Source organism: Streptomyces sp. NPDC054863 (genome assembly GCF_053610825.1).
On sequence record NZ_JBSGZD010000051.1, the window covers coordinates 21,411 to 38,214 of the forward strand.

The window sequence follows — 16,804 nt, forward strand, 5'->3', positions numbered from 1 at the left end:
TGTTCTCTCCTCTGTGATGTGGTTACTGATTGCCGCAGGTGGGGGCGGCGGCGCCGTCCAGCCAGGGCAGGTCGTGGCCCATCCGGTCCCGCTTGGTGCGCAGGTACCGCAGGTTGTGCTCACTCGCTTGCACGGGCATGACCTCGCGTCCGCTGACGGTGAGTCCGTGTCGTACCAGCGCGGTGATTTTGTCCGGGTTGTTCGTCATCAAACGCACACTGTGCACGCCGAGGTCGGTGAGCATCTGTGCGCCTGCGCCGTAGTCGCGGGCGTCCGCGGGCAGGCCCAGTTCGAGGTTGGCGTCGAGGGTGTCGACGCCGCGCTCCTGGAGTTCGTACGCGCGCAGCTTGGACAGCAGGCCGATGCCGCGGCCCTCGTGGCCGCGCAGGTAGACCACGACGCCGCGGCCGGCCTCGGTGACGCGGCGCATGGAGGCGTCGAGCTGGGGGCCGCAGTCGCAGCGCAGCGAGTGGAAGATGTCGCCCGTGAGGCACTCGGAGTGCAGCCGGACCAGGACGTCCTCGCCGTCGCCGATCCCGCCGTGGACGAGGGCGACGTGTTCGACGCCGTCGGTCGCGCGGTAGCCGTACGCGGTGAAGTCGCCGAGGGAGGTGGGGAGGTGGACCTCCGCCTCGCGCCGGACGAGGGGCGCGGGGGGCGCCACCGCCACGGGGGCCTCGGTGGCGCGGCGGTAGGCGATCAGGTCCTCGATGGAGATGATCGTCAGGCCGTGCTTGCGGGCGAAGGGGATCAGCTCGGGCAGCCGCAGCATCACGCCGTGCTCGTCCGCGATCTCCACGATGGCGCCGGCCGGGCGCAGCCCCGCGAGGCGGGCCAGGTCGACGGCCGCCTCGGTGTGGCCGTTGCGGACCAGGACGCCGCCGGGGCGGGCGCGCAGCGGGAAGATGTGGCCCGGACGTACGAAGTCGCCGGGGGTGCTGTCGCCGGAGGCCAGCAGCCGCAGCGTGGCGGCGCGGTCGGAGGCGGAGATTCCGGTGGTGACGCCGTGTGCGGCGGACGCGTCGACGGAGACGGTGAAGGCGGTCTGCATGGACTCGGTGTTGTGCTCGACCATCTGCGGCAGGGCAAGGCGTTCGAGCTCCGGGCCCTCCATGGGGGCGCAGATCAGGCCGCGGCACTCGCTCATCATGAACGCGACGATCTCGGGAGTGATCAGTTCGGCGGCGACGATCAGGTCGCCCTCGTTCTCCCGGTCCTCGTCGTCGACGACGACGATCGGGCGGCCGGCCGCGATGTCGCGGACCGCCTGCTCGACGGGGTCGAGTGCGAGGACCTGGCCGTCGTGGAGGTCGTCGGTCACCGGTGCCTCCCGGCTGTCGTACGGGGCGGGGGTCAGGGCGGTGGTCATGCCGTGGCTCCTTCGAGGGCGGGCGCGGTGGCGGCAGCGGCGCGCGAGCGCAGCCACCAGTCCCGCATCCCCCACAGGACGAGGGCGAGGTAGATGACGTAGACGAAACCGGAGAAGGCGAGTCCGCTGGAGAAGGCCAGCGGGACGCCGACGAGGTCGACCAGCAGCCAGGCGAACCAGAACTCGACCAGGCCGCGGGCCTGAGCCACCATCGCGGCGAGCGTGCCGACGAAGATGTAGGCGTCGGCCCACGGACTCCAGGACAGCGACGGGAAGAGCGTGAACAGGCCGCCGACGGCGAGGGTGCCGAGGGCCGCGCCGCCGAGCAGCATTCCGCGCTCGCGCCAGGTGGCGAAGCGGACGGCGATCGTCCCGTCCTGCGCCTGCTGCTTGCCGCGCTGCCACTGCCGCCAGCCCCACACCGCGACGCCGATGACCAGCAGCTGCTTGCCGACGCCGCCGCCGAGGTGCACGGAGGCGTACGCGGCGACCAGGATGACGCCGGACAGGAGCTGGGCGGGCCAGCTCCATATGGAGCGCCGCCAGCCGAGCGCGAGGGCCAGCAGGCCCATGCTGTTGCCGACCATGTCGGACCACAGGATGTGCTGGCCGAAGGCCGTGAAGGCTTCGGAGTTGAGCCAGGACAAGGCGCTCACTTCACGGTCTCCTTGGAGTCGGTACGGGCGCCGAGCAGCCGCTCGACGTACTTGGCGAGCACGTCCACTTCGAGGTTGACCGGGTCGCCGGGCTGCTTGATGCCGAGCGTGGTCAGCGCGAGGGTGGTGGGGATGAGGCTGATGGTGAAGTGGTCGTCGCCCGCGTCGACCACGGTGAGGCTGACGCCGTCGACCGTGATGGAGCCCTTCTCGACGACGTACCGGGCGAGCCCGTCCGGCAGGGCGACCTTGACGATCTCCCAGTGCTCGGAGGGCGTGCGCGCGACGATGGTGCCGGTGCCGTCGACGTGTCCCTGGACGAGGTGGCCGCCGAGCCGTCCGCCGAGCGCCATCGGGCGCTCCAGGTTGACGCGGGAGCCGACGGCGAGGGCGCCGAGGCTGGAGCGGTTCAGCGTCTCGGCCATCACGTCGGCGGTGAACTCGCCGTCGGAGGTGTCGACGACGGTGAGGCAGACGCCGTTGACGGCGATCGAGTCGCCGTGCTTGGCGTCCTCGGTGACGAGGGGGCCGCGCAGGCGGAAGCGGGAGGAGTCGCCGAGGTTCTCGACGGCGGTGATCTCACCCAGTTCTTCGACGATTCCGGTGAACACGCTCAGCGCTCCTTCGAGGGGGCAGTGGTGGGGACGGCAGCGGTGGGGACGGCAGCTCTAGGGACAGCACTGATGCGGAGGTCGGGGCCGATGCGGACCGTCTCGGTCACATCGAGGCGCAACGCGTCCGCGAGCGTGGTGATTCCTGCGTCGGCGAGGGCGGCGGGGCCCGCGCCGAGGAGTACGGGGGCGAGGTAGCCGACGACCTTGTCGACGGCTCCCGCGGCGACGAACGCGCCCGCGAGGGTGGGTCCGCCTTCGAGCAGCACGGAGCGGATGCCGCGTGCGTACAACTCGGCGAGCAGGGCGGGGATGTCGAGTCCCGCGCCGGTGCGGGGCAGCCGCAGGACGTCGGGGAGGTCGGTCTTCGCGTCCTCGGCGACCGCGATCAGCGTCGGCGCCGCGTCGTCCAGGACCCGGGCGCCGGGCGTGACGGTGGCGTGGGTGTCGACGACGACGCGCAGCGGCTGCACCGCGCCCTCGATGCCGCGTACGGCCAGGTGCGGGTCGTCCGCGCGGAGCGTTCCCGAGCCGACCACGACCGCGTCGGACTCGGCGCGCAGCCGGTGCACGTCGGCGCGGGACCCGGCCGAGGAGATCCAGCGGCTGGTGCCGTCGGCTGCGGCGATGCGGCCGTCGAGGGTGGCCGCGTACTTCCACAGGACGTACGGACGGTGCAGTCGTACGGAGGTGAGCCAGGCGGCGTTCCCGGCGGCTGCCTCGGCTTCGAGGAGGCCCTGCTCGACCTGGAAGCCGGCGGCGCGGAGGGTGTCCGCTCCGCCGGTGGCCTGCGGGTTCGGGTCTGCGACGGCGTAGACGACGCGGGTGATGCCGGCGTCGGCCAGGGCCTGGGCGCAGGGGCCGGTGCGACCGGTGTGGTTGCAGGGCTCCAGGGTGACGTAGGCGGTGCCGCCCCTGGCCCGGTCCCCGGCGTCCCGCAGGGCGTGGACCTCGGCGTGCGGGCCGCCGGCCCGCTGGTGGAAGCCCTCGCCGACGACGGTGCCCGAGGCGTCGGTGATGACGCATCCGACGACCGGATTGGGGCTGGTGGCGCCGAGTGCGCGTGCTGCGAGCTCCACGGCTCGGCGCATCGCGGTCTCATCGGCTGCGGCGGTTGCCACCGGGTCCTCCTGCCTCTTCGGGCACGGACTCCGGGGCTGTCGATGACGACAGATGAAGCGGGTGACATCACGGGTACGTCAACGGCGACGCCGGGCCGGAAAAGAGGGCTCTGCCCGGGAAACCCGGAACGAACCCGCCGACGGCGGCGTACCGAAAAAGAGACCTGTGACGGCCCGCCGCGCACTGCCTCCCATCCGGACTTTCACCGTCGGTCCAGGAATTACACCTGGTCAACCGGTCACTGGAGGTGACCGGGTCGCGGACTATAACCGCCGGTTCGGAATTACACCGACCCCGGAGTGCGCTGCTGCTGGTACACGGCCAGTGTGCCACGACTGATCGGCGGCGCGCCCTGACGGACTTGTGGGGTGACTCACAGACAGGTGCGAGGCCGTCACGTTCAGGGACACGGGGCACACCCGGGGGACATGTGGGGCGAGTCACACCCAATGGTCCAGACCTATTGACGCGCTGGTCTAGTCCTCTTAACGTCTGCGTCACTCCCAGGAGACAGCCCGCCGGGTGTGCGCACGCCCCGGGCACGCAACACGGACCCATCCCCGTACCGTCGTGTGACGCTGAGCCTCCCCAGGAGGACCTGACGTGCTGTCCCCCACCAGATCCACCCGATCCACCGGATCCCCCCGGTCCCGCGCCCCCGGCTCCCGGCTCTCCCTGCTCGCCGCGGGCACCGCCGCCACCGCTCTCGCCGCACTCCTCGCCGGCACGCTCTCCGCCCACGCCGCCCCGGCCGCGGCCCCCGCCGCCGTGGACAACGAGTCCTGTCGACCCGACGGGCTCCACAAGACACCCGGCGTCGACGTCCCGTACTGCTCGGTCTACGACGCCGAGGGCCGCGAGAAGATGGGCGCCGACCACCAGCGCCGGGTCATCGGCTACTTCACCGGCTGGCGCACCGGCAAGGACGGTCTGCCCTCCTACCTGGCGTCCGACATCCCCTGGGACAAGGTCACCCACCTCAACTACGCGTTCGGGCACATCGACGGCTCCAACAAGCTGTCCGTCGGTGCGGACGGCGAGAAGAACGCCGCCACCGGGATGACCTGGCCCGGGGTCGCGGGCGCCGAGATGGACCCCGCACTCCCCTACAAGGGCCATTTCAACCTGCTGAACAAGTTCAAGAAGCAGCACCCGGACGTCAAGACCCTCGTGTCCGTGGGCGGCTGGGCCGAGACCGGCGGCTACTTCGGCGAGGACGGCAAGCGCGTCGGCTCCGGCGGGTTCTACACGATGGCCACCCACGCCGACGGCTCGGTGAACCAGGCCGGCATCAACACCTTCGCCGACTCGGCCGTCTCCTTCATCAAGAAGTACGGATTCAACGGCGTCGACATCGACTACGAGTACCCGACGTCGATGAAGGACGCGGGCCACCCGGCCGACTTCGGGATCTCCAACGCCCGGCGCGGCGGCCTGGTCAAGGGCTACGCGGCGCTGATGAAGAGCCTGCGCGAGAAGCTCGACGCGGCGGGCGCCGCCGACGGCAAGCACTACCTGCTGACCGTCGCGGCCCCCTCGTCCGGCTATCTGCTGCGCGGCATGGAGACCTTCCAGGTCCAGAAGTACCTGGACTACGTCAACATCATGTCCTACGACCTGCACGGCGCCTGGAACGAGCACGTCGGCCCGAACGCCTCGCTCTTCGACAACGGCAAGGACGGCGAACTCGCCGGAGCCAATGTCTACGGCAGCGCGCAGTACGGCGGAATCGGCTACCTGAACACCGACTGGGCGTACCACTACTTCCGTGGCTCCATGCCCGCGGGACGCATCAACGTGGGCCTGCCGTACTACACGCGCGGCCACAAGAACGTGCAGGGCGGCACCGACGGGCTGTGGGGCAAGGCCGCGGCCACCAGTTGCCCGGCCGGATCGGGGCTGACGAAGTGCGGTGACGGCGCCGTCGGCATCGACAACCTCTGGCACGACAAGGACGACAACGGCAAGGAGTCCCCGGCGGGCTCCAACCCGATGTGGCACGCGAAGAACCTGGAGAAGGGGATCGTCGGCGACTACGTCTCGAAGTACGGCTTCCCCGCCGACACCAGGCTGACCGGCGCCTACGTCCGCAAGTACGACTCCTCGCTGGTCGCGCCGTGGCTCTGGAACGCCGACAAGAAGGTCTTCCTGTCGACGGAGGACGAGCAGTCGATCGGCGCCAAGGCCGACTACGTGGTGGACCGGGGCATCGGCGGCACGATGATCTGGGAACTGGCCGGCGACTACGGCTGGAACGCGGCCAAGGGCCAGTACGAGACCGGCTCCACGCTGACCTCCCTGATGTACGACAGGTTCAAGGCGGCGAAGCCGTACGGCGCGTCCGTCTCGAACAAGGCGCTGCCGAAGAAGGCCGTAGACATCGGCGTGGAGTTCGGCGACTTCAAGCTCGGCGACTCCAACTACCCGATCACCCCGAAGCTGAAGATCACCAACCACACGAAGACGTCCCTGCCGGGCGGCACGGAGTTCCAGTTCGACTACTCGACGGCGGCCCCGGCCAACGCGTCCGACCAGTCGGGCTTCGGCACCAAGGTGATCAGCAGCGACCACACCGGCAGCAACGTCGGGGGCCTGAAGGGCGACTTCCACCGGGCCTCGCTGAAGCTTCCCGCGTGGCAGGCGCTGGCACCGGGCGCTTCGGTCGAGCTGTCGTTCAACTACTACCTGCCGGTCTCCACGCCGTGGAACTGGACGGTGAACATCGGCGGTACGTCGTACGCGCTCGCCGGTGACCTGGCGCGCGGCACCGAGACCGTCGAGCCCGGATCGGGACCGGGCCCCGGCCCCGATCCGACGCCGACCCCCGGCGCGTGCACCGCGCCCGCGTACGTCGCGGACAAGGCGTACGGCGGTGGCGTGAGCGTTTCCCACAAGGGGCACCAGTGGAAGGCCAAGTGGTGGACGCAGGGCGCCGAGCCCGGCACCACCGGTGAATGGGGCGTCTGGCAGGACCTCGGTACCTGCTGAACCCGCTGACGTCCCCCGCCCGCCTCTTCGCCCCGGCTGTCAGCCCGCCGGGGCGAAGAGTTCGTCCTGGGCCGCTTCCCTGGCGATGAGCAGGGCGCCGTCCAGCACCGCGCCGCCGCCGAGCGCCCCGGCCCGTACCTCGGTGTGCAGCGGGGAGAGCTGAGCGAGCCGTGCCTCGACCCGGTCGGCCAGGACCTTGCCGCCGGCCAGACCCATCTCGCCGCCGAGCACCACGCAGCCCGGGTCGAGGACCGCCACGACGGAGGCCGCGCCCAGTGCCAGGCGCTCCGCGAGGGCGTCGAGGAAGGGCTCGGCCCGCTCGCCCGCCTCCAGTGCGCCGGCGATGGCCGCCGCCCCGTCGCTCGCTCCGGGCAGACCGTGCGCCTGCGCGAGCGCGCGGACAGCCGCGTCTCCCACGAGGGAGTGGAAACCCCCGTCGCAACCGGTCGCCGAGGGCAGCCCTCGCGTCCCGGGAACCGGCAGGAACCCGATCTCGCCCGCGCCGCCGGACGCCCCTCTGCGCACCTTGCCGTCCAGTACGACGGCTGCCCCCACGCCCTTGCCCAGCCACAGGAAGACGAAGGTCTCGTGCGCGCGGGCGGCGCCGAGCCGCTGTTCGGCGACGGCCGCGAGGTTGGTCTCGTTCTCCACGAGGACGGCGGCGGGCAGCCGTTCCTGCAGTACGGCGATGAGTCTGCGGTGCCAGGCGGGCAGGCCCGAGGAGTCGCGCAGTTCCCCGGTCGCCGGGTCGATGAGGCCGGGGGCGCCGATGCCGACGGTGTGCAGGGCGGTGGCCCCGGCCCCCCGTGCGGTGCGTTCCAGCAGGGCGACGGCCGCTTCCGCCGCCTGCTCGGTGGGTACGTCCTCCCCCATCGCCAGGGTCGCCTCGGCGAGGGTGCGGCCGAGGAGGTCGGCGACGCCGACGGCGACGCTGTCGGTCCTGACGTCCAGGGCGGCCAGGTACGCGCGTGCGGCGACGATCCCGTACACCCGCGCGTTGGGCCCGCGGCGCTCGGCGCCGCTCTCGCCGACGACGGCGATCAGGCCCTCGCCCTGGAGGCGTTCGACGAGGTCGGCGACGGAGGGACGGGAGAGTCCGGTGAGGGTCTTGAGCTGTCCTGCGGTCAACGGGCCCTCCTCCTGGAGCAGTTGCAGGGCACGCCGGTCGTTGATGGCGCGGGCGGTGCTCGGGGAGGCGGGCATGAGCCAGATCCTTCCAGATCTATTTATCAGGCAGGCTTCCTGATAGTTTACGGCGCGACACGGAGCTTCAGGGACTCGGCCGGGCACCCGGTCAGGGCGTGAGAGGGAGACATGGAATTCGGTACGGAACGGCTGAAGCGGGCGAGGTACGCCGTCGCGGCCGTCTTCTGTGTCCACGGCGCGGTGACCGGCAGCTTCGCCACCCGCATCCCGTGGATCCAGGACCACACCTCGATCAGCGCGGGCCAGCTCGGTCTCGCCCTCGCCTTCCCGGCGATCGGTGCGTCCCTGACCATGCCCCTCGCGGGGGCGATCAGCCACCGGTTCGGCGCCCGCAACGCCCTGCGCGGCCTCCTCGCCCTGTGGACGCTGGCGCTGATCCTGCCCGCGCTGGCGCCGAACATCTGGACACTGTGCGCGGCCCTGGCCGTGTACGGCGCGAGCGCGGGCATGTCGGACGTGGCGATGAACGCGCTGGGCGTGGAGGTCGAGAACCGGCTCGGCAAGTCGATCATGTCCGGGCTGCACGGCATGTGGAGCGTGGGCGCGCTGATCGGTTCGGCCGGCGGCACGCTCGCCGCGCACCTGGGCAGCGACGCCCGGCTGCACCACCTGCTCGCGGCGCTGGTGCTGACCGCCGCGGGGCTGGCCGCCTGCCAGGGAGTACTGGATCTGCAGAGCGCACCGGAGGCCCAGGCTCCGCCGCGCTTCACGCTGCCGCCGAAGTCGGCGGTCGTGATCGGTGCGGTCGGCTTCTGCGCCGTCTTCGCGGAGGGCTCGGGGCTGGACTGGTCGGCGGTCTACCTGCGGGACGTACTGGGCACCGACCCGGGTCTCGCGGCGGCGTCCACGACGGCGTTCGCGCTGACCATGGCGGTGGCGCGGCTCGCGGGCGACAAGGTCGTGGACCGGTTCGGACCGGTCCTGACCGTGCGCGTCGGCGGGGTGCTGGCGACCGTCGGCGGGCTGCTGGTGGCGCTGGCTCCGGGCGTGTGGGTGGCGATGACCGGGTTCGCGCTGATGGGGCTCGGGATCGCCGTGGTCGTACCGCTGGCCTTCGCGGCGGCCGGACGCAGCGGGCCCAATCCCAGCCAGGCCATCGCGGGCGTCGCCACGATCACCTACACCTCGGGGCTGCTCGCGCCGTCGGCGATCGGGGCGGTCGCGGACGTGACGTCGCTGGTGGTCTCGTTCGGGCTGGTGACGCTGCTGGCGTTCGGGCTCGTGGTCGGGGCCCAGGTGCTGCGCGGGGCGGGCCGGGAGGCCGCGCCGAAGGAGGCGGCGGGGACGCCGTCGGGCGGGAAGTAGCGAGAAGCCGGGGGAAGCAGGGGACGCCGTCGGGCGGGCAGTGGGCAGTCCTTTTCAGCCATAGCATTTGGTGCGATCAATTCGATCGATTCGGATCACTTGCAGAGCTGTACAGAGCTGAACGGGAGCACCCATGGGCCTCGGCGTCCGCTGGACCTTGCACGGTGACGGGCGCACTCCCGCGCCCGGAGCCGTCGTCCGACCCGACGAGCGGCTGTCGTGGCCGCGCACGGCGGGGCTGGGTGCGCAGCATGTGGTGGCGATGTTCGGGGCGAGCTTCGTCGCCCCGGTGCTGATGGGCCTGGACCCCAACCTCGCCATCATGATGTCGGGTGTCGCGACCGTCATCTTCCTGCTCGCGACCAAGGGCAAGGTGCCCTCCTACCTGGGCTGTTCGCTGTCCTTCGTGGGTGTGGCCGCCGCGATCCGGGCGACCGGCGGCGACAGTGCCACGGTCACCGGCGCGGTGCTCGTGGTGGGCGCCGTGCTGTTCCTGGCGGGGCTCGCCGTGCAGAAGTTCGGGGCGCGGATCATCCATGCGGCGATGCCGCCGGTGGTGACCGGAGCGGTCGTCATGCTGATCGGCTTCAACCTGGCACCGGTCACCGCCTCCACGTACTGGCCGCAGGACCAGTGGACGGCGCTGCTGGTGATGCTGTTCACCGGATTGGCCGTGGTGGCACTGCGCGGTTTCCTCTCACGCATCGCGATCTTCCTCGGGCTGATCTTCGGATACGGGATCTCATGGGTCTTCGACCAGGTCTTCGGGAAGATCAACTCGACGATGGGCGGCGGTGCGGCCGTGGATCACTGGCGGCTGGATCTGTCCGGTGTGGCCAAGGCCGACTGGATCGGGCTGCCGTCCTTCCACGCGCCGAGCTTCGAGTGGTCGGCGATCCTGGTCGCCCTGCCCGTCGTGATCGCTCTCGTCGCGGAGAACGCGGGGCACGTGAAGGCCGTCGGCGAGATGACCGGCGACAACCTCGACGACAAGCTGGGCACCGCGATCGCGGCGGACGGCGCGGCCTCGATGCTGTCGACCGCTGTCGGCGGGCCGCCCAACACGACGTACTCCGAGAACATCGGCGTCATGGCCGCTACCCGCGTCTACTCGACGGCGGCCTACTGGGCGGCGGCCTTCTTCGCCCTGCTGTTCGGCCTCTGCCCGAAGTTCGGGGCGGTCGTGGCGGCGATTCCGGGTGGGGTGCTGGGCGGAATCACGGTGATCCTGTACGGCATGATCGGGCTGCTCGGCGCGCAGATCTGGATCAACGCGAAGGTGGACCTGCGCAATCCGCTGAACCTGGTGCCGGCGGCGGCGGGGATCATCATCGGGGTCGGCGGGGTCAGCCTGAAGTTCACCGACAGCTTCGAGCTGAGCGGGATCGCACTGGGGACGATCGTGGTGATCACCGGGTATCACGTACTGCGGGCCTTGGCGCCGGCGCACATGAGGAAGAGCGAGCCGTTGCTGGACGAGGGGACGTCGTCGTACGACACGGAGGGCGAGTCGGAGCGACGCTGATCCTGCCCAGCCCCCTTGGGCAGCGGGGCCGCCCCCGGGGGGGCAGTGGGGTCTCCCCCTCGCCTCACCCCGTGCACGGACTGCGTCCGCGCTGCCTCAAACGCCGGACGGGCTGGGAGGGTCACCCGTTCGCCAGCTCCACCGCGTAGTCCGGTGTGAAGCTGCCCGCCGAGCCCTTGCAGCCGTCCGATTCGCCCGGGAGTTTGACCCAGAGGTAGGCGTCGATGCGGGCCTCTCCCGTGCGGGTGGTCGGCGGGCGGCCCAGGGCGCGGCCCGACGGGTCGCACCACTGGCCCGCCGCCGGTGCGCCGTTGCCGTTGCGGCTGGTGTCGATGACCGCGCCCAGGGAGGACGGGCCGCCGAGGGCGGAGAGGACCCGGCGGGCGTACGAGGCCTCGTCGGCGGTGCGGTGGAAGTTCGACACGTTGGTGAAGATGCCGTCGCTGCTGGTCGCCGCGTTGGCCTGACGGAGGTAGCCCGCCATCTTCGAGGGGGCGTGCCAGCCGGAGTGCCCCGCGTCGAAGTAGACGCGGGCGTTCGGGTTGGCCGCGTGGATGGCCTTGCCGGCCCGGGAGAGCGCGGCGAAGCGGTTGGCCCGCTGGCCGTCGTTCAGACAGTCGGTCTGGGCTATCGAGTCGGGTTCGAGGATGACGATCGCGTCTCCCTTGCCGAGCCCGGACGCGAAGCTGCGTATCCAGGAGTCGTACGCGTCGAAGTCCGGCGCGCCGCCCTGCGAGGCGCCGCCGCAGTCCCGCTCCGGGATCGCGTACGGGACGACGACCGGGACCCGGCCCGCCGCCGCGGCTCCGGACGTCACCGCGCGGACCTTGCTCGCGATGGTGCTCGGGTTGTACTCGGCGAACCAGACGGCGGCCGGCTGTGCGGCGATCTTCGACTGGATGAGCGACTGCCGCGGGTCTCCCCGGTTGGCCCGTACCCAGTCCAGCACCTGTGACTCCGGGTGCAGGTAGAGGCTGCCGGAGACCGGTGCGCTCTGGTGCCGGGGCGGCTGCTTCTTCTTCGGCGCCGGCTTCTTGGCCGCCGGCTTCTTCGTCGCCGTGGCGGTGGGCGACGGTGAGGCGGTGGTCGGTGACGGGCTGGGCACCGCGGGGAGCGGTGGCATCACCGGCGCCTTCGTCACTTCCGGGGCCGCGGTGGTGCGCTCCCGCTCCCCCTCGCCCGAGGTCGCGGACACGACTCCGCTGACCGTGCCGACGGCGACGACCGCCGAGGCGAGGACGGCCATGGCGCCGCGGAGGGACGCAGCGTTCACACGCTTGTCACCCCTGGCGGGATTCCGGCCGCGCCGCGCCGCCCGTCCGGAGCCCGTGCCGGCACCGACCAGCTGGGCCGTGCCGTCTCCGCCGCCCGTGCTTCCGGCGCTCGCAACGCTCGTGGCGCTGCTGTCCTCGCTCTTGCCGCGCCGGACTTCGGCGCGGTCCTTCCGGCGTTGGCCTGGTATGCCTGACACCGTGGCTCTCCCCCCACTCTCCCCCCGGTACCGGGGGCTAGCCGTTCCCTCGTTCTGGGGAAGCCCCGGCCCGGCTGCATCGCGCAAAGCCTATGACTGGGACGCTGCCCCCATGGCACAGATCGAGCACTTCGCAGTTCAGAGGGACCGTACACGGCTCTCCGCGCTGCTCACCCCACGGTCGGCCGTGGACGGCGTCGTGCACCGGATGCGTACGGTGCACTCCGGATGGCACCCGGCCGACGGGGTCGCGGTCTTCAACCGGGTCTATCTGTCGGTGACCGAGGAGATCGGCCGGCAGATCGAAGGCGGTCGCTTTCCCGATCCCCACGCCGCGGCCACGCTGGACGTGCTGTTCGCGGAACGTTATCTGTCGGCCGTGGAATCCGCCGCCGCGGGCCGCCGTACTCCTGCCTGCTGGCGCCCGCTGTTCCAGTACCGGCGCCATCCGGGCGTGCGTCCGCTGCAGTTCGCGCTCGCGGGGATCAACGCGCACATCGGGCACGACCTGGCCCTGGCCGTGGTCGACACCTGTGCGGTGCTGGGGTGCGCGCCCGGCGACGTGGAGGCGGAGTTCGACCGGGTCGGGGACGCGCTGGTCGCTCTGGAGGAGCGGATCAGGGAGGAGCTGATGCCGGGACCCGACCTGCTGGAGATCGCCGACCCGCTGACGCACCTGGTGGGGACGTGGAGCCTGGAGCGGGCCAGGGACGCGGCCTGGTCGGCGGCCCGGGTGCTGTGGGGACTGCGCGAACTCCCCGAACTTGCGGAGGAGTTCGCGCACCAGATGGACGCGGGGGTGGGACTGGTGGGGCGCTGCCTGCTCACCCCGCTGCGCTGAGCCCCACCCCGCTGCGCCGGTCCCCACCCCGCTGTGCGACGGAGCGGATCAGTCCTCGGGAAGCTCCACCGGGGCGATGTCCTCGTAGACGTCGCCCGGCCCCGGGTTGGTGGTGTCCGTGGCGCCGCCGAAGTGGTGCATGACGCCCCAGACCGCGTTCAGCGCGGTCTGGATCGCGCCCTCCGCCCAGCCGGCCGTCCACGAGATGTCGTCGCCCGCGAGGAAGATGCCGCGCTTGTCCTCGGGGAGGCTGTCCTGCATGAAGTGGGTGAACAGACGGCGCTGGTAGCGGTAGTGGCCGGGCAGGTTCGCCTTGAAGGCGCCCATGAAGTACGGCTCGTTCTCCCAGGAGACGGTCACCGGGTTGCCGATGATGTGCTTCCGGATGTCGACCTTCGGGTAGATCTCGCCGAGCGACTTGAGCATGACCTCCATCCGCTCCTGCGCGGACAGCGGCAGCCACTTGAGGCTGTCGTCGCACCAGGTGTACGAGAGGCAGATCGTGGCGGGCCTGTCCGGGCCGTCGTCCAGGAGGTACGTACCCCGGGTCATGCGGTCCGTCAACGTCATCGACATGACGTCACGGCCCGTCTCCTCGTCCTTGTCCAGCCAGAACGGCCGGTCCACCGGCACGAAGAGCTTGCTGGACTCCATGTAGTGGGTGCGCTCCATCGCCGTCCAGTGGTCGATGGGGAAGAGCGTGTCGTCGCACTCGATCTTCGACAGGAGCAGCCAGGACTGGGCGGTGAAGATCGCCGCAGGGAACGTACGGATGTCGCCGGACGAGTCCGTGACGGTGATCCGGTTGCCCGCGGTGCGGTGCAGCCGGGTCACGGCGGGCTTCGGGTCGCCGTCGTGCAGCGACTTCAGCGAGGTGCCGAGGGGCCAGTGCACGAGCTTCTGCGGCTCGCGCTCCCACAGCCGCATCGGGAGCTGCTGGCTGCCGCCGACGATGCCGCGGTGGTGGTCGTCGGCCTCGGTGTAGACGACCCGGAGGATTTCGAGGATCGAGTTCGGGAAGTCGGTGTCCCAGCCGCCCGTACCGAAGCCGACCTGGCCGAAGATCTCGCGGTGCCGGAAGGACTTGAAGGACTCCGACTCGCAGAGGAAGCCGTAGAAGGTCTGGTTGTCGAGCTTCTCGACGAGCGAGGCCCAGATCTCGCGGATGCGCGGCACGTCGCGCTCGCGCATCGCCTGGTTCATGTCGGAGAAGTCGGCGCCCTCTTCGAGGCAGGCGTTCCAGGCGGCGGCGACGTCGCGGTAGACCTGCGGGAGGTCCTCGACGGTCTCCGCGTAGTGGGACTCGCCCTTGAGGTCGACGACCGTGGAGGGGGTCCCCGGGGCGAGCGGGTTGGGGAACGGCCGGGTGGTGAGGCCCACCAGGTCGATGTAGTGCTGGAGGGCGGTCGACGACGGCGGGAAGCGCATCGCGCCCATCTCCGCGGTCAGCCCCTCGGTGCTGGGCCCTTCGAAGCCGACGGTGCGCAGCCGGCCGCCGATCTGGTCGGCCTCGTAGACGACGGGCTTGAGGCCCATCTTCATGAGTTCGTACGCGGCCACGACGCCGGACAGTCCGCCGCCGATCACGGCGACCTCGGTGCCGTGCTCGGCCGCGGGTATCTGCCCGAGGCCCGCCGGGTGGGCGAGGAAGTCGTCGTACGCGTACGGGAAGTCCGGTCCGAACATGGTGATCGGCGGCTGCGCGTCGGTGTGCTGGACGGCGGTGGGCACCGTGGACGTCATGGGGTACGGACTCCTTGCGGGACGGAACGGGGAAGAAGGGGCGGGGGCGGCAGGGCCGGTCAGGCCAGCGAGCCGTACAGCCCCGGGCGGCGGTCGCGCAGGTACGGGTTGGTCTCGCGGGAGCTGCGCAGCAGTACGGGGTCCACCTCGCCCACGACGAGCTCCTCGGCGCGTCCGGCGCAGACCCGGGTGGCGCCGTCGGGGCTCGCGAGGCAGCTCAGCCCGACGAACTCGAAGGCGTCCTCGCCCTCGCCCTCGGGGCCGGTCCGGTTGACGTACGCGACGTACATCTGGTTCTCGAAGGCGCGCACCGGGACGAGCGACTCGGCGACGAACTGGAAGGGGTGCATCTGGGCGGTCGGCACCAGGAGGAGGTCGGTGCCCGCGAGGGCGTGGGCGCGGACGTTCTCCGGGAACTCCACGTCGTAGCAGATCATCAGGCCGACCCGCAGGCCACCCAACTCGGCCTGGATCACAGGCTGTTCGCCGGGGGTGAAGCACTTCTGCTCGAAGCCGCCGAAGAGGTGGGTCTTGCGGTAGTTGGCGAGGCGGGTGCCGGTGGCGTCGATCAGCTGGGCAGAGTTGAAGACCTGTGCGCCGTCGCGCTCCGGGTAGCCGTAGACGACGGCGAGGCCGTGCCGTGCGGCGATGTCGGCCACCGCGTCGGCCCCCTCGCCGTCGGCGCTCTCGGCGAGCCGGTGGACGTCCTCGCCGATGGCGTAACCCGTCAGGAACATCTCCGACGTGACCAGCAGCGAGGCCCCGGCGGCGGCGGCCCGGCCCGCGGCCTCGTCGAGGACCGTGAGGTTCGCTGCCACGGAGCCGGGTCGCCCGGAGCTCTGGAGCAGGGCGATGCGCAGCGGCTGCGCGGGCGGGGACGACGGCATGGCGGACCTCGGGCGGGTGGGGAGGGTGGGGTGAGGGACCTAATGACGGTACGGTCCGGCGTTCACCCGGGACAAGGCACGAGCGTTGCGGACCGACCGTTGATCCGTTGCGCGGACAGGGGGGTCGGCGGCGATTCGTTGCGTACGGGGCGAGGGGGTGCGGACGGGTCCGCACGGGCCCTCCGGGGTGTGCGGTGGAAAGTCGTGCGCGGGTGCCCCCTCCGGCGCGCGGTGGAGGGCCTCTCCGCCGGGCGGCGGAGGCGGGAGGGTCCCCAGGGGCGATGCGGGGTTCCGGGGGTCGGCGAAAGAGTGGTGCTCGTCGGGAAACACCGCTCCCGGCCTCGCAGGACTCCCACGAAGGGCTTCGCCATGACGACCCGTATCACCCTCACCCGCAGGACCCGCCTCGCGGCCCTCGCCGCGGCTCTCCTGGTCACGGCCGGGGCGGCGGGCACCGCGACCGCCTCCGGGGCCACTGGGACTTCTGGAGCTTCCGAGGCTTCCAGGGCTACTGGGGCTACTGGGGCTTCCGCGGCACGTGAGGCCGCCGCCCTCACCGGGAAGGCCAACCTGGACCGGCCCGGGCACGAGATCACCTTCAGTTTCGACGCGCACCTGGCGCCCGACGTCAGCCCCGAGGAGGCGAAGGGCACCTTCACCATCAGCCACCGCTTCCCCGGAGCCGAGGAGACCCAGTGGGCGAACGTCACGGTGGACTGCCTGGTGACGGGCGGCAAGGTCGCGATCGTCAGCGGCACCGTGGAGAAGAGCAACATCAAGGGGCAGCGCGGCAAGCGGGTCGGCATCACCGTCGACGACCGCCCCGAGGGCGACCGGCTGGGCTACAGCTGGCTGCTGGACGGCACGATCAAGGAGCAGCCGCGCGGACTGCGCAAGTGCCTGGGCTCGGTGCCGATCGAGAAGGTGGACGCGAAGACGGGCGACTTCGCGGTACTGCCGCTGGAACTGCCGTCACGCTAGGCTGGCGACCCCGACGAGAACCGCCGCAGCAGCGGCGAGAGCACCAGCACCGACTTCGTCCGCTCCACGAACGGCTCCCCCGCGATCCGCTCCAGGACC

13 protein-coding genes, 1 pseudogene and 1 riboswitch are annotated in these 16,804 nt (G+C 71.3%); of the genes and pseudogenes, 5 read left to right on the forward strand and 9 right to left on the reverse strand.

All coding sequences use genetic code 11. The features are described 5' to 3' along the window. Window positions 1–22: 22 nt before the first annotated feature. Genes ACWGIG_RS12850 through ribD form a run of 4 tightly spaced genes read right to left on the reverse strand, consistent with a single transcriptional unit; the run spans window position 23 to window position 3,727 of the window. On the reverse strand, window positions 23–1,369 hold the full coding sequence (locus tag ACWGIG_RS12850; protein ID WP_453321589.1) for a bifunctional 3,4-dihydroxy-2-butanone-4-phosphate synthase/GTP cyclohydrolase II: 1,347 nt from the start codon (window positions 1,367–1,369) through the stop codon (window positions 23–25). Beyond that, complete coding sequence (locus ACWGIG_RS12855; RefSeq protein WP_453321590.1) at window positions 1,366–2,025, reverse strand: nicotinamide mononucleotide transporter family protein; 660 nt, start codon at window positions 2,023–2,025, stop codon at window positions 1,366–1,368. The genes ACWGIG_RS12850 and ACWGIG_RS12855 overlap by 4 nt, the downstream gene beginning before the upstream one ends. Beyond that, entirely contained in the window at window positions 2,022–2,636 is a 615-nt protein-coding gene (locus ACWGIG_RS12860) for a riboflavin synthase (protein WP_453321591.1), read from the reverse strand. The genes ACWGIG_RS12855 and ACWGIG_RS12860 overlap by 4 nt, the downstream gene beginning before the upstream one ends. Before the next feature lie 2 nt (window positions 2,637–2,638). Then, the gene (gene ribD / locus ACWGIG_RS12865) at window positions 2,639–3,727 is read right to left on the reverse strand and encodes a bifunctional diaminohydroxyphosphoribosylaminopyrimidine deaminase/5-amino-6-(5-phosphoribosylamino)uracil reductase RibD (RefSeq protein WP_453321600.1); all 1,089 of its coding nucleotides are present in this window, start codon (window positions 3,725–3,727) and stop codon (window positions 2,639–2,641) included. Window positions 3,728–3,934: 207 nt separating this feature from the next. Further along, a riboswitch (FMN riboswitch) is annotated at window positions 3,935–4,065 on the reverse strand. 296 nt (window positions 4,066–4,361) lie between these two features. Here ribD and ACWGIG_RS12870 point away from each other — a divergent pair. Continuing rightward, window positions 4,362–6,746 carry a chitinase C-terminal domain-containing protein gene (locus ACWGIG_RS12870; RefSeq protein ID WP_453321592.1) on the forward strand — a complete coding sequence of 795 codons (2,385 nt, stop codon included), beginning with the start codon at window positions 4,362–4,364 and terminating at the stop codon, window positions 6,744–6,746. Between the two features lie 39 nt (window positions 6,747–6,785). On the opposite strand, the gene ACWGIG_RS12875 is transcribed toward ACWGIG_RS12870, so the two are convergent. Further along, window positions 6,786–7,949 carry an ROK family transcriptional regulator gene (locus ACWGIG_RS12875; RefSeq protein WP_453321593.1) on the reverse strand — a complete coding sequence of 388 codons (1,164 nt, stop codon included), beginning with the start codon at window positions 7,947–7,949 and terminating at the stop codon, window positions 6,786–6,788. A 111-nt stretch (window positions 7,950–8,060) separates the two neighbouring features. On the opposite strand from ACWGIG_RS12875, the gene ACWGIG_RS12880 reads away from it, so the two are divergent. Beyond that, entirely contained in the window at window positions 8,061–9,257 is a 1,197-nt protein-coding gene (locus ACWGIG_RS12880; protein ID WP_453321594.1) for an MFS transporter, read from the forward strand. Window positions 9,258–9,390: 133 nt separating this feature from the next. Further along, a complete protein-coding gene (locus ACWGIG_RS12885) occupies window positions 9,391–10,782 on the forward strand; it encodes a uracil-xanthine permease family protein (RefSeq protein ID WP_453321595.1) in 1,392 nt (463 codons plus the stop codon). 121 nt (window positions 10,783–10,903) lie between these two features. Here the strand turns inward: ACWGIG_RS12885 and ACWGIG_RS12890 are convergent, their stop codons facing one another. After that, complete coding sequence (locus ACWGIG_RS12890) at window positions 10,904–12,028, reverse strand: glycoside hydrolase family 6 protein (RefSeq protein ID WP_453321601.1); 1,125 nt, start codon at window positions 12,026–12,028, stop codon at window positions 10,904–10,906. A gap of 337 nt (window positions 12,029–12,365) precedes the next feature. Here ACWGIG_RS12890 and ACWGIG_RS12895 point away from each other — a divergent pair, with 337 nt between their 5' ends. Further along, a complete protein-coding gene (locus ACWGIG_RS12895) occupies window positions 12,366–13,094 on the forward strand; it encodes a DUF5995 family protein (protein WP_453321596.1) in 729 nt (242 codons plus the stop codon). A 48-nt stretch (window positions 13,095–13,142) separates the two neighbouring features. Here ACWGIG_RS12895 and ACWGIG_RS12900 read toward each other — a convergent pair whose 3' ends face one another. Next, on the reverse strand, window positions 13,143–14,837 hold the full coding sequence (locus ACWGIG_RS12900; protein ID WP_453321597.1) for a flavin monoamine oxidase family protein: 1,695 nt from the start codon (window positions 14,835–14,837) through the stop codon (window positions 13,143–13,145). Between the two features lie 59 nt (window positions 14,838–14,896). After that, window positions 14,897–15,697 carry a carbon-nitrogen hydrolase family protein gene (locus tag ACWGIG_RS12905; RefSeq protein WP_453321602.1) on the reverse strand — a complete coding sequence of 267 codons (801 nt, stop codon included), beginning with the start codon at window positions 15,695–15,697 and terminating at the stop codon, window positions 14,897–14,899. Window positions 15,698–16,093: 396 nt separating this feature from the next. Here ACWGIG_RS12905 and ACWGIG_RS12910 point away from each other — a divergent pair, with 396 nt between their 5' ends. After that, a complete protein-coding gene (locus ACWGIG_RS12910; RefSeq protein WP_453321598.1) occupies window positions 16,094–16,705 on the forward strand; it encodes a Repetin in 612 nt (203 codons plus the stop codon). Here ACWGIG_RS12910 and ACWGIG_RS12915 read toward each other — a convergent pair. Continuing rightward, window positions 16,702–16,804: pseudogene (locus ACWGIG_RS12915) on the reverse strand (Lrp/AsnC family transcriptional regulator); the annotation flags it as partial. The gene ACWGIG_RS12910 and the pseudogene ACWGIG_RS12915 sit on opposite strands and share 4 nt — an antisense overlap.